The organism is Aquimarina sp. MMG016, from assembly GCF_018100805.1.
Taxonomy (GTDB): domain Bacteria; phylum Bacteroidota; class Bacteroidia; order Flavobacteriales; family Flavobacteriaceae; genus Aquimarina.
Map to the genome: position 1 here is coordinate 11,733 of NZ_JAGJEA010000015.1, position 20,562 is coordinate 32,294.

Annotated in this window: 17 protein-coding genes; 9 read left to right on the plus strand and 8 right to left on the minus strand. The window is 32.5% G+C overall.

The window, feature by feature from the left end:
* Positions 1–195 precede the first annotated feature (195 nt).
* Positions 196–3,429 (minus strand): M36 family metallopeptidase, encoded by a 3,234-nt coding sequence (locus J8M14_RS20060; RefSeq protein ID WP_211076614.1) that lies wholly within the window; start codon positions 3,427–3,429, stop codon positions 196–198.
* Between the two features lie 445 nt (positions 3,430–3,874).
* Between J8M14_RS20060 and J8M14_RS20065 the strand changes: the two genes are divergently transcribed.
* The 4 genes from J8M14_RS20065 (at position 3,875) to J8M14_RS20080 (ending at position 6,386) form a co-directional block, all read left to right on the plus strand.
* Complete coding sequence (locus J8M14_RS20065; protein ID WP_211076615.1) at positions 3,875–4,357, plus strand: YdeI/OmpD-associated family protein; 483 nt, start codon at positions 3,875–3,877, stop codon at positions 4,355–4,357.
* 65 nt (positions 4,358–4,422) lie between these two features.
* Positions 4,423–4,938 carry a hypothetical protein gene (locus J8M14_RS20070; protein ID WP_211076616.1) on the plus strand — a complete coding sequence of 172 codons (516 nt, stop codon included), beginning with the start codon at positions 4,423–4,425 and terminating at the stop codon, positions 4,936–4,938.
* Between the two features lie 12 nt (positions 4,939–4,950).
* Positions 4,951–5,700, plus strand: a complete 750-nt coding sequence (locus J8M14_RS20075; protein WP_211076617.1) for a hypothetical protein — start codon at positions 4,951–4,953, stop codon at positions 5,698–5,700.
* 86 nt (positions 5,701–5,786) lie between these two features.
* Positions 5,787–6,386 carry a superoxide dismutase family protein gene (locus tag J8M14_RS20080; protein WP_211076618.1) on the plus strand — a complete coding sequence of 200 codons (600 nt, stop codon included), beginning with the start codon at positions 5,787–5,789 and terminating at the stop codon, positions 6,384–6,386.
* A 63-nt stretch (positions 6,387–6,449) separates the two neighbouring features.
* Here J8M14_RS20080 and J8M14_RS20085 read toward each other — a convergent pair whose 3' ends face one another.
* The 4 genes from J8M14_RS20085 to J8M14_RS20100 all read right to left on the minus strand — a co-directional run bounded on the left by J8M14_RS20085 (position 6,450) and on the right by J8M14_RS20100 (position 11,797).
* Positions 6,450–6,935, minus strand: coding sequence for a hypothetical protein (locus J8M14_RS20085; RefSeq protein ID WP_211076619.1), 486 nt, complete (start codon positions 6,933–6,935; stop codon positions 6,450–6,452).
* A 108-nt stretch (positions 6,936–7,043) separates the two neighbouring features.
* Positions 7,044–9,203 carry a pyridoxal-dependent decarboxylase gene (locus J8M14_RS20090; protein WP_211076620.1) on the minus strand — a complete coding sequence of 720 codons (2,160 nt, stop codon included), beginning with the start codon at positions 9,201–9,203 and terminating at the stop codon, positions 7,044–7,046.
* Between the two features lie 105 nt (positions 9,204–9,308).
* Positions 9,309–10,292 (minus strand): hypothetical protein, encoded by a 984-nt coding sequence (locus J8M14_RS20095; RefSeq protein WP_211076621.1) that lies wholly within the window; start codon positions 10,290–10,292, stop codon positions 9,309–9,311.
* Positions 10,293–10,645: 353 nt separating this feature from the next.
* Positions 10,646–11,797 (minus strand): hypothetical protein, encoded by a 1,152-nt coding sequence (locus J8M14_RS20100; RefSeq protein WP_211076622.1) that lies wholly within the window; start codon positions 11,795–11,797, stop codon positions 10,646–10,648.
* A 507-nt stretch (positions 11,798–12,304) separates the two neighbouring features.
* Between J8M14_RS20100 and J8M14_RS20105 the strand changes: the two genes are divergently transcribed.
* Positions 12,305–13,492 (plus strand): LETM1-related biofilm-associated protein, encoded by a 1,188-nt coding sequence (locus J8M14_RS20105; RefSeq protein WP_211076623.1) that lies wholly within the window; start codon positions 12,305–12,307, stop codon positions 13,490–13,492.
* Here the strand turns inward: J8M14_RS20105 and J8M14_RS20110 are convergent.
* On the minus strand, positions 13,489–14,121 hold the full coding sequence (locus tag J8M14_RS20110; RefSeq protein WP_211076624.1) for a hypothetical protein: 633 nt from the start codon (positions 14,119–14,121) through the stop codon (positions 13,489–13,491). The genes J8M14_RS20105 and J8M14_RS20110 overlap by 4 nt on opposite strands.
* Before the next feature lie 2 nt (positions 14,122–14,123).
* A complete protein-coding gene (locus J8M14_RS20115) occupies positions 14,124–14,618 on the minus strand; it encodes an RNA polymerase sigma factor (protein ID WP_211076625.1) in 495 nt (164 codons plus the stop codon).
* Between the two features lie 286 nt (positions 14,619–14,904).
* On the opposite strand from J8M14_RS20115, the gene J8M14_RS20120 reads away from it, so the two are divergent.
* Positions 14,905–16,200 carry an NAD(P)/FAD-dependent oxidoreductase gene (locus J8M14_RS20120; RefSeq protein ID WP_211076626.1) on the plus strand — a complete coding sequence of 432 codons (1,296 nt, stop codon included), beginning with the start codon at positions 14,905–14,907 and terminating at the stop codon, positions 16,198–16,200.
* 8 nt (positions 16,201–16,208) lie between these two features.
* Here J8M14_RS20120 and J8M14_RS20125 read toward each other — a convergent pair whose 3' ends face one another.
* Positions 16,209–17,000, minus strand: a complete 792-nt coding sequence (locus tag J8M14_RS20125) for a GLPGLI family protein (RefSeq protein WP_211076627.1) — start codon at positions 16,998–17,000, stop codon at positions 16,209–16,211.
* 181 nt (positions 17,001–17,181) lie between these two features.
* On the opposite strand from J8M14_RS20125, the gene J8M14_RS20130 reads away from it, so the two are divergent.
* From J8M14_RS20130 to J8M14_RS20140, 3 genes are all read left to right on the plus strand, one after another.
* Positions 17,182–19,335 carry a TonB-dependent receptor gene (locus tag J8M14_RS20130; RefSeq protein WP_211076628.1) on the plus strand — a complete coding sequence of 718 codons (2,154 nt, stop codon included), beginning with the start codon at positions 17,182–17,184 and terminating at the stop codon, positions 19,333–19,335.
* 75 nt (positions 19,336–19,410) lie between these two features.
* Positions 19,411–19,839 (plus strand): DUF2141 domain-containing protein, encoded by a 429-nt coding sequence (locus J8M14_RS20135; protein ID WP_211076629.1) that lies wholly within the window; start codon positions 19,411–19,413, stop codon positions 19,837–19,839.
* A 99-nt stretch (positions 19,840–19,938) separates the two neighbouring features.
* The gene (locus J8M14_RS20140) at positions 19,939–20,559 is read left to right on the plus strand and encodes a hypothetical protein (protein WP_211076630.1); all 621 of its coding nucleotides are present in this window, start codon (positions 19,939–19,941) and stop codon (positions 20,557–20,559) included.
* Positions 20,560–20,562: the final 3 nt, after the last annotated feature.

Below are 20,562 nucleotides of genomic sequence, written 5' to 3' on the forward strand. Positions count from 1 at the left end.
TATAATTAACTTAACAAATAATTGATTCTTAGTTAACTAAAAAGAGTTTTAAAGTTTAGGGAGATTTTGGAGGCTTTATAAAAGAGTGAGATCAATATTTTCATCATAAAGAAAAGTTATTGTGTAATTGTTGTTGATATAAAAACAAAAAGACCGTTCAAAAGAACGGTCTTTCCAAATTATTCTACAAATCGATTATTTATTGATAATAAAACGTTTTGTTGTTGTTACTTCCTGATTTTCAATCTGTAACATATAAACACCTATTTCTAGATTGCTTACATTAATTGAACCATCAAGTTGTCCTTTTCCGACTACTTGTCCTAAAAGGTTTGTAACAGTATATGTAGTATTAGATAATTGCTTACCTGCCATAGATACGTTAAGTATTCCTTGTACAGGGTTAGGCCATAATCTTATGTCAGACAAAATATCTTCGCCTTGATCTCCCATAATAGCTGTCTCAGGTCCGAAGTTAACTGCTACAGCAGAGCTTCCGCAAGTTCCTTCATAAATTTTCACATTGGAGAATATGGATGTATTTCCCGACCCCACATCATCATCATTAATGAATACAAATCTATTCATATTACCAGTATAGAAATTACCAACTGGGATTACATATGATGTTGTACCTCCAGCATAATTATCATAGTTGGTTACTCCATAATTCTGAGTACCATGAACTTTGAAATATCTAGCAGGGGTTAATGCGTCATCATCTTCAAATCCAACTGCATGGATTTCTCCTTGTGCCGAACTACTGAAATCAAATTCTACAACTGTATTAGCGGTTACTGTATAATTAAGAGCGATTTCTTTCCAAGTATTATTTTGCATAGATAATCCTGCTCCACCATTTACAATAGTAGCTGTACCTCCTCTATCCTGATTAGAGAAAGGATTGATTTGGAAATCATTAAGGTTTAATGCAGTACAATCTGGATCTGGTCCTGGACCACCAGTATCGTTTTGGATACTAACCGCATCGATCGCAATATCACTTTGCCATCCTTGGCTACCGCTACCTGTTACTACGTTAAATCGTAATTGCACACTAGCTTCTCCTGCATAGGCTGCAAGATCTACATCAGCAGCATTCCAGTTAGAACCTTGTGCTCCATTTCTACTGAATACACTTGTCCAGTTCCCTTCGTTGTTAATTCTAGCTTCAACAGTTAAAGAGTTAATAGCACTACCCAGCATATGGTATTGGAATGTAAGTGTTGGCGTAGTTAAGCTACTAAAGTTTAAACAAGGAGAATTTAAGATCGCTCTTTTATTAGGGAATCCAGTTCCGTTACCAGAAGCTTCAACATAAAGATAGAAACTACCATCTGCTGCACTACTAGGTCCTGTACTGTTAGATGGAGTACCGTTAGCATCTCTGGTCCAATCGATATCATCTCCAGTTGTAGCATTTTTCCAATCTCCAAGGTTAGTTTCAAAACTTTCTGCAAATGGGAAAGAAGAAACATCTCCAGTACACTCATCTGTACCTGGACCAGGTCCACCGCCATCACAAGGATTCACAAAAGAAACTGTTTGGTCAGTTTGTCCATTAGAACCACCATTATTATTTTCGTTAGCATCTTGTCCTACTCCTCTTTCAGCAAATGCTTTCCAGATTAAACAATTATAAGCTCCACCATATAAATCTTGGTCAGCTTGAAGGATCCCATCTCTACCAGAAACAAATCCTGGGTTATTTGCTGTATTCTTTAATCCTTCAGTTACAAGTGCTAATGCTATATTGTTTCCTCCTGTTCCATTATAGAAATCCGAATCAAAACCTTCTTGATCTATTAATAACCAAGTCATATCCCAAAGAATTGTAGCAAAAGCATACCCTACTCCGTGTGGTCTTGCTAAACCTCCTATATCAGCATAATCTGTATTATTAATAGCTCTGTTTGTTGAATACCGTGTTGGACGAATTCCTGCTCCGTCTGTTCCTTGTCCAAGTACGTATGGACCTACACCTCTACCATCAGTACCAGAATCACCAGCTTTCATGGTCAACATTAATCCAAAGTAATCTGACCATCCTTCACCCATTTGTTCTGATCCTCCTAGAACATTTGAACTAGGACCTCCTACTAACCTTGTAGAAATTCCGTGACCATATTCGTGGATAATAATTACATTATCAAAAGAACCATCTCTTCCTGGATTAGTTCTATTCCAAAGAAACATCTGCATTCTCGGATTAGATCCGTCTCCCGGTGTCGCAAAGTTTGCGTTATTTGTTCCGCTTCCATCTTGAGCATCTGCATTTACAGAATCACTTCCGTTTCCACCTTTTCCATAGTTATTCTCCTGGAAGTTACCACTAGCCTCATCAAATCCATATTGATAGAATACATCGTGGATAATATTATTCCAATAAAATAAATTTGTTACCGAAGCGCTTCGATAATTACTTGGTGATTGACTTAAATTAACCGGGAAATCAAAATCTAAACTTGATCCTCCATCAGGTGCAAAACCTGTACCATTATTTCCATTACTATCATCCTGAGCCCATACATTATTACCTCTTGTAATTGTGTATTCAGCTCCGGCACTACCATTAGTATCGTGCCATCCAAAAGGGGACGCTGTAGTATTAGCAGGATCAGTAACTATAGATCTATTACCATGTATAGGACTCTCTACCGGCATTGCATATACATTATAAGAATCCGGAGCTAAGGTTGCAGAAGCAGCTTCAGTTAGTGGTCCCTCTACTTTTTTATCAAAAAGAACTGAATCACCATGATCATGATTCTCGTGACCTGGAACATCAAAATTACATTCAATCACCCAGTTTTCCTGATTTAATTCCTCACCAGTTCCAGCATCATAATCAACAACCCACCAATTTTGACCACTTTCTTCATAAAGGCTAACTCTCCAAGCAAGTTTTAGCTGATCTCCATCCTTAACATATACTTGTTCGGTGGTTATAGGCAAGTTATCCATAGTAAGACCTGAACCAGTATATTCATTAATGTTACCAATTCTTGATTTTTTTACTTGTTTGTTAAGTGACTTTGCTTGTCTAAGCCCTTTTTGACCTATTAATTTATTTATCGCACTTAGATCAGAAAAAGAAGCTTTTGAAGCAACTATTTTTGATCCCGGATTTTGTACAAACTGATCCACCATATAGGTTACCTTACTATTATCCTGAACAGTAAGTTTTCTGGTTGCATAAAGAATTTTTGTTCCTTGATAAGATTGTTGCACATAGACGTGCTGCAAACTCTTATTTAAAGAAGGTACAATATCCGTTACCATCCAAGATAAATCCGAATTAGAAGATTTCTTAAGAGAGTTAAAGTGTGCATCGATCACTGGATTCAGTGCATCTTTGTTTACTTGTTGCGCAAGCATTGTTTGACCTAGGAAGAATACCAGTAAGACAAACGAGTACATTTTTTTCATTTGTAAAAGTTTTGAGTTTGTGTAGCTCAAAATTAATAAAAATTTAACGATTTAGTTAATACAACAAGGAATTCATATTAAAAACGTTAAATGAGGTATTTTTCTTACAAAATTATTAAATAATAATAAAAATATCATTTCATACAACTCCTACTCTATTATCCTATATAAATACTGGGGTTATAAAAACTAAATAATACTTTTCTTACAGCATCTAACTTACTGAAATAATGACAATACCATCTTATAATTACGGTTTAATTGTAGATGTCTATTTTTCAAAATCGATGAAAAACCATTTCTAACATTATCAAAAAACTATTATGATTAAGTAAACTATAAAAAGATTAAACAACTTTTTCCAGGTTTCGATTTATGAACCGAAATATTTGATACCAATACATTTTATATATTTATGCTCGATTTATGGCTTAAAAATTATCCCATGAAAGAATTGATTTTTGAAACTTCACTTAATACTTCTCACAGTATTATTGTTCCTGATAATATCGCACAATTACTTATAAATGATGGACATAAAAGAGTAGTTATCCAAATCACTTATAATAATAAATCAATAAAATTTCATGCAGCCCTTCAAAAATTTCATGGATTATATCATATTACTTTTAATAAACAGAATCAAAAAAAACTAGGGGTTTTTCCTAGTGATTATTTTGAAGTCACCTTACTAGAAGACACTTCTAAATATGGAGTAGAAATGCCGGAAGAGTTTGATGCCGTTTTACAAAGTGATCCTGAAGCGTTTGATATTTTTGAGTCGCTCACGGATGGTAAAAAACGTAGTTTAATTTATTTTATTCTAAAAATCAAAAATTCACAAAAACGTATCGATAAATCACTAATTATAGTAGATAACCTAAAAAGAGGTATTAGAGATAATAAGGAACTAATCAAAAAAATATAGTACTCTCCCCTTAGTATTACGCAACCATTTTGGAAGTTTTTCGTCTTTGTACAAACAATCAAAAGATGAAAACAACAAAAATATTCCTAATATTACTCCTTATTACATTTCAAAGCTGTTGTCCTTTTCTGTTAGATTGCGAAGACAATGATGATGATGTCATAAGGTTTTCTAAATATAAGCCTGTAGCAATAGATCGTGTTACTTTTGAGAGCTCTGTAAAACTACTACCCCCAGTATCGATTCATATATCCGGTAAGATTTATGTAAAAGATAATCTTCTGTTCATAAACGAAGTACATAAAGGGTTCCATATTTATGACAATACTAATCCAGAATCCCCTATTCCCTTACAATTTCTTGAAGCACCAGGCTCAACAGATTTAGCTATTAGAGATAATATGTTATATATCAATCAAGCTACAGATCTTATTGCTTTAGAATATAATGCTACAAACAAAGAAATTTCTCTAACCAAACGAATTATCAATACTTTTCCTGAGTTATTAGCTCCTGATGGTTCTTATCCATACAATGTTCCTGAAAATAGTGTAGTTGTGGCCTGGAAATTGATAAACTAAAATTAACATACCATGAAAAAATATATCACAATGATACTTACATCCTTTATTATATTTAGTTGTGAATCAGATTCAGGAAATAGTTCTGCTCCTCCCAGCTCAGAATTAGATGGAAAAGGCGGTTCTCTCGCAACGTTTACCCTAAAAGGCGATTATTTATACACTGTAGATAACTCTGATCTTAATGTATATAATATTACAGATATTAAAGATCCAGTTCAAGTAAATACTGTATCAATTGGTTTTGATATTGAAACTCTTTTTAGTTTTAAAGATTATTTATATATCGGTTCAAGAAACGGAATGTTTATTTATGGATTAACAAATCCTGAGTTTCCAGAAAAATTATCTAATGTACAGCATTTTACTTCTTGTGATCCAGTGATTGCCAATGAGACTCATGCTTTTGTAACTTTACGTGGAGGTAGTTTTTGTGGAAATGATCTAAATGTATTACAAATCTATGATGTAACTACAGTTACGGAACCTTTATTAGTAAGTACCAGAAACCTTACATCTCCAAACGGTATTGGATTATATGGAGATTTTTTGGTTGTATGTGATGATGAAATCAAAGTATTTGATGTATCAAACCCTTTAGAATCCAAACTGGTAACATCTGTAAACAAAAATGCATTTGATGTTATTATATCCGATAATTTGATGATTGCTGTAGGAGAAACAGGTTTATATCAGTATCGTCTAACTACTGATGGAAACATGGGGGTAAGTATTACAGAATTGAGTACAATTGGTATCTAAATTACGGTATTTCTATATTAAATCCTTTGTCATAAGGTAAAACTGCATTATCTTTCGTTTGTAAACCACAAACAAATCGTTAAACTATGAAAACGTTAAAACTTGGATTACTTACTCTTATGAGTATAGCTATGTTTAGTTGTAAAGGAGAAAAGAAAGATGCAACTACTACAGAAGAGTATAAAAAAGAAGGAGTAGAAAATACAAAAGAAACTACTGAAGAAGAAGATGTTACAAAAACATTAGAAATCACTTTAGATCCCAAAAGTGATAGTGAAGTATCTGGTAAAGTAGTATTTACTGAATCTGAAGGCATGGTAAATATGGTAGCGACCTTAACCGGATTAAGTGAAGGAGAACACGCAATTCATATACATGAGAAAGCAGATTGTTCTTCGGCTGATGGTAAATCAACGGGAGGTCATTGGAATCCTACATTGCAACCACACGGTGCTTGGGGAGCTAAAGAAGGTTTTCACCGAGGAGATATTGGTAATTTTAAAGCTGATGCCCAAGGTAATGGTAATATTACCTTTGCTACAAATGAGTGGTGTATAGGTTGCGATGATGAAAAGAAAAACATTGTTGGAAAAGCAATTATAGTTCATCAGGGAGAAGATGATTTTAAGTCTCAACCTTCTGGAGCAGCTGGTAGTAGAGTGAGTTGTGGCGGAATCATTCAATAAAAAATTAAAGTTATTCATAAAAAGAGGTTGCTAAATCAACCTCTTTTTTGTTTTTACAAACACTTAATGAGTTTCAATTTTGATAGGTTTCTTACTTAACAAATAACTATCTAGAATTTTGTCGACCTCACTTTTTGTCAAAATTTTTAAGTCAAACATTCTTATAGTTTCTTCTTCTGACATCATAGATCTCATCAAAACCAACTTAAAAGCTTCTTTTCGTTTTTGTAATTGGTCTTCTCTATTATTTTTTAAAGCAAACTTCTCATAAGCTTCCTTCATAGCAGACCAAATTTCTATCTCATTATCAGGATTTTGATCTCGTTTAAAATTTGTAATCGTTTCATCTAGAGAAATAGGATATACTTCAGTAAAGGCTTTATGAATCTTTTTAATTTTCTGTAATTGCTCTTTACTTAATGATTTATGAACAATCGAACCTGGAGTTAGTTTTTTGGGATTAATTTTTTGATAATTGGAATTTTCACTTTTGGTGTCCTGGCAGGAAGTGATCATAGTAATTAGGAATAAGAATGTTAGCTTTTTCATTCACAAATTCAATTAAATTGATATTTATAAGTACAAAAGTAGTCTAAAAACAAAAGTGGTTTCGAATTAAATCCGAAACCACCAACCAAATATACAATAACTAAGAAATTATCTATAATCCTCATTTATAATCTCTACTACTGTTTCTTTAAGAACTTTAATATATGTTTTTAGCAACTCTCCCTGATTTGTCGCTGTAATCCATGGATTCATAAAAGTAGAAATGATAAAATTCAAAGGAGTATCTTGCATTTCTGCTAGACCAGCTCTTTGGTATAAATGATTCATAAACTTATTACAATAACTTTTAGGATCAAATTCTGAAGCTGTAACAATTAATGGTGTTTTCTCAATATCATCTTGCCAAGGATGAAAACTTAATCGGTTATAAAGCTTATCATTTAAGTCACTCATTTTTTTCGGATCAGTATTCAAAGTTCCATCCGCATTTTTGAAATTAAACATATAGGTTACTATAGTTTGATCTTGTCCCATATTCTTTAGTAACTCCATCGCAGGTTTATCTGCAATTATTTCTTGATTAGGAACGTCAATAATTCTACTTTTTAAGAATAACAACTCATCTATAACCTCTGTTTTACTTTTCCCTTCTTTAATTGAAGGAACTGCGACTAGGGGAATACATACAAAAGGATTATCCTCTAAATCAAGACAAGCAAGCTCTGCATAGAATTTTTTGGCTGCAAAAGTACACTCACTTAAAATTTTACCATACCCATCTTGATTAGTTTCTATAACTCGATGAGATAAATATACAGCAGCAGCTGCGGCACCTGGTTTAGAGCCTTCTACCCCATACACTCCAACTGTTGGATCTAAGCCTCCATGAAAAACTACCGGTGCTTTAAACGACACCAGATTACGCATTGCAGAATTGCGGTAGCATAGACCTCCAGCAGGATAAGGAATATAGCCTGCTTTATGTGGGTCAATTGTAATCGAATCGGTATGTGCTAACATTTGGTACTGACGGGCTACATAATCACTAATCGGTAATGAAGAAAAATCATTAGAATCATCTTTACTACGTATCATTGATGGAAAGTACCCTCCCCAAGCTGCATCAGCATGAATTGTAAATTCTAGACCTTGCTTACGGTATTTTTCTCGAAGCTGCATCACTTTTTCCAAATCATCCACTGCTCCTTCTTCTGTAGTTCCAATAATAGCTACAGTGCTAATCACTGGAATTTTATTTTCTGCACAACTAGCTAGTATTGCATCTAATCTTTCGATATCCATTTGTGTAGTCAAACCATTAGGTACAATTTTTAAGTTTTGTTCTCCAATCCCTAATAGTGCTGCTGCTTTAGGCCAAGAATAGTGTTGCGTATTTGGTGTAATAGCCACTGGAGCATTAGAAATATCAGTAAGATATCTTTGATAAAAATTAAAAAAACCAAGAGATTGCACAGAGTGTTTGGCAATTTCTTCTTCTAATATCTCAACAGTTATTTCCGGAAAATCTTCAATAATAACAGAAGGAAGGGACAATACTTCATCAATAGGCAAGTTAAGACTCTCCCAAGTGGTGATATCTAATATTTTTTTTCTTTCTCCACTTAGTGTTGTTATTTTTAACGCCTGTAAAGGAGCTAATATTTCTTCATTTTTAATTGCGTTTTGTAATGCTACAGCATAAAATTTTAGGTTTCTCGCCATCCATAACGCTTCGATATTTGCTACGGTACCATCACATGTAATGTGTCCCCATCCCACGGTTCCCGGATCTATGTGTTGGTGGTCTTCGTTAGGAGCATATATAGGAGTAGTTTTGTATCCCAACATTTCACATAGGTCATTACCCACTTGCATTTCTAATAAAGTAGTTACTGGTGAAGTTTCAGCAGCTACATTATTTTGATTATATAATAGTGCCGAGAAATACCCAAGAATACTTGGAATATTAATATCCCAAAGCATATGTCCTGCACTTCTCATACTAAAAAACGGGGCGGAATTTTTTAATTCTTTCAGGAGTTTATGATATTCCTTTTCTAGTGTGCGAAGGCTTTCTTGATATTCTGATGATTGTTTTACTTCTTGGGTGATGAAATGAGGATCTTCAGGAAAATATGAATTTCTTACATCTATATTGGCTTCTATTGCTTCTAGGATCATTCTTGAAAACCAATCTGCATTTTCTCCTTTTGAACCTAAAAACCACGCTCCGGTTTTATTAATATCCTCTTTTAAGGCAGGATTTAACTGCGTTGAACCCTTTTTGAGTAACGTTTTTGTTATCATGGTAATATTTTAAGATTTGGGAAAAACAAGAACCTGGAGAGGCATTCGGTAGGCTCCTGCCTCTCGTTCTTTTAATATATTTTATGCGGAAATTAGACCTTAATTTTAGTGAGTTTCTAACTCTTTACTATGAATAAACCACAAGTGTTTTTCAAGATTTATTTTGTGAAGTCCTTTTTTTCCTTTGATAACCACATCATAGGATTCTTCTGTAAGCGGTGCTTTATCAATATAATTTTCTTCAGACATTGCTAATTCTGGAAATGAAATCAACATTCCATCTCGTAATTCTTCCTCTGATACACCAGCAGGAACTTCTTTTAATTTAACAATATGCTGAAAACTTGGCCCTTTTAGAACGTAGTGAGAGATAAATGCTTCATCTCCTTTTCCGAATAGGTAATATGTCAAGTTAGGCGGATACATCGCATTATCGTCCAAGGTATAATGATGAAAAACAATTAGGTTTTCTAAAACTGCCTTTTTGCTTTCTGTAACTGCCTTTTCTCCTTCAAAAAACTGTCCATCACTTATAATATGATCAACACCATCCATCCAAGGGAAATTATTGTAGAAAATATCATAACGCAGTTCTTTCTTATCACCATTATTGTATTCTCCTTTTTCGTTTAAAAACATTTCCGCTAAAACCATACTTTCTTTCTCTACTTTTGACCACTGTGATAAATTAGCAAGAAAATAAGGTGCCGTATTATTTTTTTCGTAAAACGTTGCGAGACGTTGTTGCACTTCTTCTCCTAAATCAAATTCTGCAATAATCTGATATTGATGATTAGGATTAGAAAACATTGGGATATGACAGTAGTATACAGAATTTTTACCTACTACGACATAACCTCCATGTGCATCAGGAATTTCTTTCTTTTCATCATGTACTACTTTTACATGCTTATTAATAAATACTGGATTTGATTTTTTGTGCATCTCTTCTCCATGAGTATCTTCATGAGTTTCATATGCATCAGTTTTGGTTGCCGAATCTTTATGATTATGAGATTCTGATGACGAAGTACCGTTACAACTTACTAATAGTAAAGTAAAAAATGATAAGATTAAATAATTTTGCATAATAGGTTAATTTTTAAAATATTAAGGGGTAAACTTTTAAATAAATTGGTTAATTCTAAAATTTGACGCGAAATTAGATATTTAATAATCAACACACAAATACCTAAACACACTAAATCACAGACTTACAGATATTTACAAGTTTTTAACTCAGATTAACAAGTAATCGGTGCAAAAGTACTCTGCTGCCTATTCTTTCAGGTTGTCAAAAACTTATGATTTTTAAAAATTAACACTTAAAAACCTGTTTTAAAACATTTTAAATAAAAAAAGGGTTAAGATTTAGAATCTTAACCCTGAAATTTTAAAAATGTAAGTAAGTATCTTTCTTAGATACTTCTATTACCTATTTATTAGTTGGTTGTAGTAATTTTTGCTCCACTATTCATATAGATATTAGCTCCTGAAAGTCTTTCGATTTCAAAACTAAAGGTAGTTACCGGAGTATCAAATACCTTAGAATAATTATTAGGTGTATTTAATCTAGAAGTACCATAGTTAAAATCTATTTCACACATTTCATAACCTGCGTTTACTTGGTACTCTATTTTTAAGGTTGTTTCGCTAGCCGCAGCAACATTAAAATGTCCTACTTCTGTACTATTAGAAATATCACATCCATCAGGATTAGTGATTAATTCTATATTAAACCCAGCTGGTCCATTTCTATCAATAAAAGCATATGCTAAGAATGTATTAAACACATCATTTTCACAGAATCCACATTCTTCATGGAATCCATAAGCCTGAACACATTCTGCCTCACATTTTTGAACACAATATTCAAAAGATCTTACCCAATCATCATAATAGTAACAACCAGAGTAACCGGAATAGCTATATCCCTGAGTTAGGTTTTTATTATATGCAAAAGCCGAATAATAACATCTACTCTTTTTATCGTATACTTTAGAATAAGCAACAATCTCGAAACAATCTAAATTAATTGAAGATAATGGAATTACATAAGTAGCTTTCTTCATCCCTCCATAGTAATATGGAAAAGCTTTGAAATTAAATTCACGAAGTTTTGGAAATCCGTTAGAGTAAAAAGGTATACCTGTTTTTTCCCCAATATACAAGTACACTTTTTTCATATATCTATTTCTATTAGCCTTAAAAGTTACGTACAGATTTTCTCCATCATTAGATACAGTAACTCTACCCACTTTTTTCTTATAAGATCCCACTAATAAAGGTAAAGTCTTAGAATCTCCACACTTAATACTATCAACATCCCTTTGTTTTAAACCAGATGGTTTAAGCAATGTATAATCATAGTGATTATAACTCTTAGCAAAAGCAGACTCTGCAGGAGCTTCTTCCTCTCCTTCTTCTATTTCTGCTTCATCTAACCCAAATGATCCATCTTTTTCAACAAATTCAAGTTCTTCAACTACCGCTGAAGGATCTTCTAAAATGATTTCATTTTCATCTTTGCTACAAGAAGCAAAAACTAAAAATAAAGCCATAATACAATACTGTAATAATGTACTTTTTTTCATAATAAAGTGATTTTTTGTTTAGTGAGGTGCAAAATTAGAAAAATATCTCATTTACGGTAAAACCATACAAACATTTTTTTAAGTTTTTTTAAATATTTTTTAGCAAAACAAAAAAAGTCTATTTATCCCCCAATAAATAAGCTTGTTTCAGCAACACCAAAAACAAAAATCAAAAACTATACGTTATTGATACATCAAAAAAAGAAAGCCTCATCCGGGGTAAAAACCCCTTTTTTCTGATTCAAAATCAGTTATTCACCCCAAATCTGTTATCTACTTTGGTTCATACCAGGAGATATTAAAAACATTTTGTATTAGCTCTATAATTAAAATTGGCATTCAACATTAGACAAATACTCGATTATTTACATCAGTACTTATGAGGATGTCATCTTGATAGCTTTATCTAAAAGCTAAAATATTGTTAAACAAGATATCTATGTAGTATCAGTAATAGAATATCGTTTTGATAAAAAATAAAACTAACTTTGTAACAAACCACAATTAATGAACCCTTCTACTTTTGGTTGGATTGATAAGTTTTTAAGGGATTTAGATGTGAACTCGTATCTACTGGAGTTATCCCTGGATAATTTATATTCTAATCTGAAAAAAACCGGGTTCATATATGGAACGTCGGTAAGTATTGTTTCATTTAATAATTCTGGCATTAACTATTCTGAGGAAGAAAAAACAAAAATCAATTTATTTACAGCTCTAATTGTTACCTATTATGATACTATAGAGAATGCAAGTGAAAATGATTTTATTGATGCACTTATTCAGTTTTACAATTACTTAGATACTAAAAAATCTTTTTTTTCCTTTATTAATAACATTGCTTCAAAAAAAAGTGAAAAACTAGAAAAAATAATACACGCTAGGATACAAACTAATGAATCTATTTTTCAGAAGAATTTTAGTCATCTGCTCACCAATGCCTTACTCTTTATTGATGTACTAGCCTTTGAACATTACTTGATTCATGATAAAGATCCTATTGAATATGCTACAAAATTAGAAGAGACCTTGACAAATACGGTTTTCTTGGCTTTAAACTCTAAGCAGGAAAAAGATGATCATGACAAACTGTTAGTCAAATTATTTGCTTCTTCTGTTCGTTATACTGACATTTCTATGGAAGAAGAGGCTAATTTTGATCATATTGACCTAGATGATTACATAGATGATCTGGAAAAAAGATATATACTTGACCTCACAAGTTTGGCGATATGGAGTGACAAACAATTAGATCAAAGTGAGAAAGATTTTATTAATGCGTTAGGAGCTGAACTATATCTTGATCAGAAAATGGTTTCGGCATCTGTAGAAGCTGTTTATCAATTTATCGAAAAACATAAAGAAGGAATATCGTTTTTTAATTACTCAAATCCCGCATTTCATTTTTACAACCAGACCTCTAGAACAGTAAATTTATTAATTCTACGAAATAAAAAAAGATTAATTAAAGAGATTTCTGAAAGTAAGGACTTAATGATTTTACTAGGTCAATCAGCTGTTAGAGAACTTTCTAAGAAAGAAAAACAACAGGTAAAAAAGCAATTATTAGATATTTGCAAAACGATCCCTTCTTTAGCTATCTTTATTCTCCCTGGAGGAAGCTTATTATTACCCCTTTTGGTAAAATTCATTCCTCAACTGCTACCATCGGCTTTTAATGAAAATAAGAATTAAACTTCTAATTTCTCAAGTTCTTTATAGTTTCTTCTTAATTTTCTTGTTAATCTACCGTATAGGAAATAATATATTAGGGCAACAGTACCAACTGCTACAACAACAATCAATAGCAGAGCGATTATAAGAACGATTTTTGGTGTAGTATCTTTTGGGATTCCGCTAAGTTCAAGAAATTCTTCATTAAAAAACAGTAAGTAACCATACATAAAAAACATCAGGACCCCTAGAAAAGTAAGATTAATAAAGACATAGTATTTAACCGTTTTCCTAGTTCTAAGTATACTTTTCATTAATTCCTTTGCAGAATCAGTAGTTTGAATATTTCGATAGTTAATGTAAAATCTAGTCACAAAAAATATTAATATTGCGAATGATAAAACAGAAAGAAATATTCCTGTTCCTTTACCAAAACCTGCCATTTCTAATTCATCATATATCCCGGTTATCCTACCAAAAATCTCAAAACCAGCTAGAATTACAAATTCTATAATACTAATGATAAAGATCCATCTCACAATTGATGAAGATTTTTTCAACATCATTCGATAGATTTCATCATATGACAACTTCGGAAGCGCATCTTCTTGCTTCTTCCAATCTTTTTTTAATAATTCTAATTCATCCATAACTAAGGATTTAGTATTTTTTTTAGTTTAGTTTTCACTCTATTCATCTTCACCCTTGCATTTACCTCTGTAATCCCCATAGTATCTGCAATCTCTTTATATGATTTATCTTCGAGATACAGAAAAACCAAAGCCTTTTCGATATCGTTTAACTGTTTAACCGCTTTATACATGAGTTTAAGCTGTTGCTCTACCTCATCATCATATTCATCAGCCTTAATTTTAAAATCTATAGTATCAATATCAGATGTCTTAATACTCCTCTTAGACTTACGATATAATGTTATTGCTGTATTCAGCGCTACTCGATACATCCAAGTACTAAATTTAGCGTCTCCTCTAAACTTGGGGTACGCTTTCCAGAGTTGGATGGTAATCTCCTGAAACAAATCATTATGTGAGTCACGGTCACTGGTATATATCCTACAGACCTTATGCACAATATTTTGATTCTGCTCAAGATTAGTTACGAAGCTATGTTCTAATTCTTTATTCACTTTGGTTTGTTACTGCTTATATGTAGCATAAAAATCTTTTCTGTTACAGGCTAAACGAAAACTAAAAAATCATTATTTGATATCCACTTAACAATCAACTGATTATGAATGTGTTTTTTGTTTTAAAATATAAAAATAAATATTCTATAGGGTAAATGACTTTATCATTTTACCTTTGTTATACAATACATTATGATATAAAATAAGTCACAATCATCAAATTGTTTTATGATGATATTTTTGTCGGCAATTTTTATATGACTTTTGGGAAAAATAAACATAGCAGATGAATATTCCTTATAGTAATCTACCAAGATTAGTCATTATTGGTGGCGGTTTCGCTGGAGTTTCTTTGGCCAGAAAAATGGTTAAAGAAGATGTACAACTTGTACTTCTGGACAGACATAATTATCACACCTTTCAACCACTACTCTATCAAGTTTCTACCTCTTCATTAGAGCCTGATTCTATAGCTTATCCACTAAGAAAAATAGTAAAAAGAGGAAAAAACACATATTTCAGAATGACTGAAGTAGAGTCTATTGATCCTAAGATTCAAAAAATATATACTAGCATTGGTGATATTACATATGATTATTTAGTGATTGCTACCGGAGCTCGGACAAATTTCTTTGGTAATACAACTATCGAAACCAATGCGATGCGAATGAAAAATCTACCGCAGGCATTGAATTTAAGAAGTTTAATGCTCGAAAACCTAGAGCAAGCGGTTATTACTACTGATCTAGAAAAAAGAAAAGAACTCCTACGTTTTGTGTTAGCTGGAGCCGGTCCTACTGGTGTAGAATTAGCAGGAGGAATAGCAGAGTTAAAACTAAATGTGCTCCCTAAAGATTATCCGGATATGGATTTTAGTGAGATGGAAGTTCATTTGATAGAAGGTGCTAATCGAATATTACCTCCTATGAGTGAATATGCTTCTGAAAAAGCTGCTAAATTCCTTAAAAAAATGGGGGTGAACGTTCATACAAGTACTCAGGTAAGCAACTATGAAAATAATATCGTTTATACCAACACTAATTTGACCTTAAAAACCGCAACTTTTATATGGTCTGCTGGGGTAACGGGAGCTCCGGTTGATGGCATAAATGCAGAATCTTTGATACCAAGGGCAAATCGATATAAGGTCAATGAATTCAATCAAGTTGATGGCTACGATAACATTTTTGCGCTAGGAGATATTGCCCTTATGGAAACCAAAGATTATCCTAAAGGTCATCCTATGGTTGCTCAGCCGGCAATACAACAAGGAAGACATCTGGCAAAAAACCTAAAACATTTTTTAAAAGGAAAAGCAATGACTCCTTTTCAATATTTTGATAAAGGTTCCATGGCTACCATTGGTCGAAATAAAGCAGTAGTAGATATAGGAAAATTACGTTTCGGAGGATTCTTTGCCTGGTTTATCTGGATGTTTATTCACCTTTGGTTTTTAGTTGGGTTTAGAAACCGTTTCGTGACATTTTTTAATTGGACCTATAACTATATCAATTATGACAAAGCAGCTCGACTAATTGTTAGGCCTTTTAAAAATAAAACAGATACTATAGAAAGAGTATAGATTATAGATTAATGTTCTCTAAATTCCATTATTGGTACTAATTCTAATGCCTCTCGGGTAATCTTTTCACCTTTGACTGGTGGTTTTATTTTAAAACCATCCAGATCAAAAATAATTTTGTCCAAGGTAATTCGTGTCTTACCTTTCTTAAACTCCAGAATAAGACCTGGTAAACCCCAATGCCCAGCCGGTCCAAAACCATATGGTATGTCATCAGTAAACCAAACTTCTGTGGTATAATAAAGATACCCACCACTTGCATAAATCTGGCTTTCATCATAATAATGTTTTAGAATAGCTTTCTGACATTCATATTTACCTATCTTTTTTCTTTCCTTGGTGATTTCCCAATCTAATTCAGTAAGATCTTCTGAGATTAAATAATTATTTCCATAGGTATATTCTGTACTAATCTTCTTCTTTGATTGAATATTTATATAAACTATACTATGTTCGCGTTCAGAAATTTCTCTACTTATAAAAAGTTTTTCTCCTTCTTTACCATAAGAGACTGCACTATTTACGGTGTCATTAGAAATTTCTTCTTGTGGATAGTAGATGGATTTGTTTTTATCAATTCTTAAAACACTAGTAAACTCGAACCAAGCAAATTGATTTCCCTGAACTTTTGCTTTATCTTTTATAAGTGCCAAATCTTCTTCAGAGGTAAAACGTTTATGAACAGATGATCTTAACTGAGAATAATGAGCTCTTCTCTCCTCTTTATAAAAAACAGTAAGCTCCTGACTTTTTGCCACAAAAGAGATCATGACAAAAATTGATAGTAGTATTATTTTCATGTTTTGATTGATGAATAATGAACTAAAAGTAATTCAAAATATTTTAACTAAAAAAATAGTTGAAACAAAAGTTAACCTTTTTTACAATTGATCCATCAGTTTAAACAATTCGGTCAGATTCAATTTCAGGATTCAATGGGATAAGACATTTTTGACCCATCAATAAAAAAACAGTAAGGAAATGAGATCAACACTAACCATTATTATACTATTCATCTGTAGTTACATAACTGCTCAAACCACAATCACCGGAAAAGTTACTGACCCGAAAGGAAACCCTATACAAAGTGCCAACATATATCTAGAAGGAACTTATGACGGTGGCTCTAGTAATGAAGACGGTAGCTTTTCTTTTTCTACAGAAGAAACCGGAGAACAAACGCTGGTCATTTCATTTCTTTCTTTCGAAACATATAATTTAACTACCAATATCTCTAAAATGACAGCTCTAAAAATTACACTTAGAGAAGATGTAAATTCTTTAGGCAGTGTGATTCTTAATGCAGGAACATTTTCTGCCGGAGATAATAGCAAAGCTTCTGTTCTAAATCCATTGGATATTGTAACCACCGCAGGAGCAGCTGGAGATTACATTGGAGCTTTTCAAACGCTACCAGGAACTTCTACTGTTGCAGAAGATGGTAGACTCTTTGTTCGTGGGGGTGACGCTAATGAAACCAATGTATACATAGATGGGTTAAGGGTTTTTCAACCGTTTAATGCAACCGCAAATAATATTCCTACAAGAGGTCGCTTCTCCCCTTTTCTATTTAAAGGTACTAATTTTTCAACAGGAGGTTATTCTGCTGAGTATGGAGACGCACTATCTGGTGTTTTGTTATTAAACACCATCGATGAACCTGATCAAGAAAAAACAGACCTATCGTTTATAAGTGTTGGACTTGGAATAGGAAATACTCAAAAATGGAAGAAAAATTCTTTAAGTGTCAATGCGTTTTATTTAAACTTAAAACCCTACCAAGAAATCATATCACAACGAGTGGATTGGATAAAACCTTTTGAATCCTTATCCGGCGAAGCTGTGTATCGTTATAAATTTAACAAAGGACTTCTTAAAATATATGGAGGATTAAATTATACGGATTTACAATTGATTCAGGAAGATATCAATGTTCCTGAGGGAATTAATTTTGGGTTAAAAAACAGAAACTTATACTTCAACACTTCATATAAAGGGAGCTTAGGCAATGATTGGAAAATTGCAACAGGTATAAGTTTTGCCAATGATCATAATGACGTAAAAATTGTAAATACCGATGTTGATAATGATGATAATAGTTTTCACGTAAAGATAAAACTGAGAAAAAGATTTAGTAATCGTTTTAAACTGAATTTCGGAGCAGAACAATTCATTAATGATTTTTCTGAAAAAGCTTCCGATCCAGATTTTGATACCTTCAGGACATCATATAATAATAACAGTACAGCTGCTTTTGCTGAAGCAAATGTATTTTTTAATAAAAGTCTGGCAATGCAAATTGGTGTTAGAGGTGTCCATAATACCTTATTAGATTATACCAAAATTTCTCCTAGAGCATCATTAGCGTACAAAACTTCTCCTAAATCTCAAATATCACTGGCATACGGAGATTTCTATCAAGCGCCACAGCAAGATGTATTAAAATACCAAACTACTTTGGATCCAGAGAAATCGTCTCATTATATTCTCAACTATTTATACCAACATAATGGTAAAACTCTTAGAGCTGAAGCCTATTACAAATCTTACAATAATTTAGTAAAATTCGATACAGAAAGACCTGAATTTAATAGTATATATAATAGTTCCGGAGATGGGTATGCAAGTGGCTTAGATATTTTTTGGAGGGATAATAAATCATTTCGAAATTTTGAGTACTGGACAAGCTATTCATACTTAAAAACAGAAAGAGATTACAGAAATTTCCCAACTAAAGCCACTCCTAATTTTGCCGCAGAGCACAACGTATCCCTTGTGACTAAATATTGGGTAGAAGATTGGAAATCTTTAATCAGTGGCACATATAATTTTGCAACAGGAAGACCTTATAATGATCCCAACACCACAATTTTTCAGAATAGAAAAACCAAAGCATACAACTCATTAAATTTTAGTTGGGCATATTTAATTAGTCAACAAAAAATTCTGTATTTCTCCGTTTCTAATGTTTTGGGCACTGATAATATCTTTAACTATCAATACTCGAATACTCCTGATGTTAATGGAAACTTTGCCAGACGCCCTATAAGGCAACCAGCTGATCGATTTTTTATTGTAGGATTTTTCTGGACGATTAGCGACAACAAAACCGATAATCAGTTAGATAATTTGTAAACTAGTAGTAGATAAAAACATTTCATCCTCTTTTATACACATCACAAATTTTATCACTTTAAAAACAAATAAATTATGAAAACCAGACAGTACATCGCATTAATAACATTTATAACTCTATTCGTATTTGCAACGAATGCTCAAAATCAAACTAGTACTATTGAAATACATATTACTGATATACAATCTGCAGAAGGAACAATTAGGATTGGCCTTTACAATAGTGAAAGTAATTTCTATAAACAAATATTCAGATCAGTTGCTATAAAAGCTAAAAAAGGCGCTCTAAAAATCACATTAAATGATATCCCATATGGAGAATATGCCATTTCATTATATCACGACGAAAACAACAATAAAAAATTAGATTCTAATTTTTTCAAAATACCAAAAGAACCTTATGGCACAAGTAACAATGCTAAAGGAAGTTTTGGCCCTCCTAAATGGGAAGATGCAAAATTTTCGGTATCAGAACAAATAGTAAATCAATCGATTGAACTGTAATACAATTCAACCTAAATAAAATACAGTTCAGTTATAAATATTATCACAAGGAAGCCAAACTGCTGATCTTTACATCGTAATCTAAAAACAATAACAACTATGAGACTAATTATTTTAATTCTATCATTTTTTGCAATCACAACGATCCAATCTCAAACAGCTTATGAAAAAGGGATGAGTAAAGCTTTTGAACTTTGGGGAAACCAAAAAAGGGATGAAGCTATTAATCTTTTTGAGCGTATTGCTAAAGCGGAAAAAGAAAACTGGTTACCATATTATTATGCAGCTCAGATTCATATTGTAACTTCTTTTAGCAGTAAAGATGCTGAAGAAATCGAAACTAGATTAAAAAAAGCTCAAGATTATTTGAATGAAGCTAAAATCTTCTCTAAAGATAATGCTGAATTATTAATTATGGAAGCAATGTTAAACACTGCCTATGTCGTATATGATGGAGCAAAATATGGGATGACACATTCTGGTAAAGTGGAAGAATTATATCAAAAAGCTAAAATTCTGGAGCCGGAAAACCCAAGAGCAATATTATATCATGCAGAATGGCAAATGGGAGCAGCAAAATTCTGGGGTAAAGACCCAAAAGCCTTTTGTTCTGAGATAGAAAAAGCTATCTTGTACTTTGAAAAAGAACCTTCTAAAACACCTTTTTACCCAGATTGGGGAAAAAACCAAATAGCGAGGATTCAAGAAAATTGTAAATAAAAT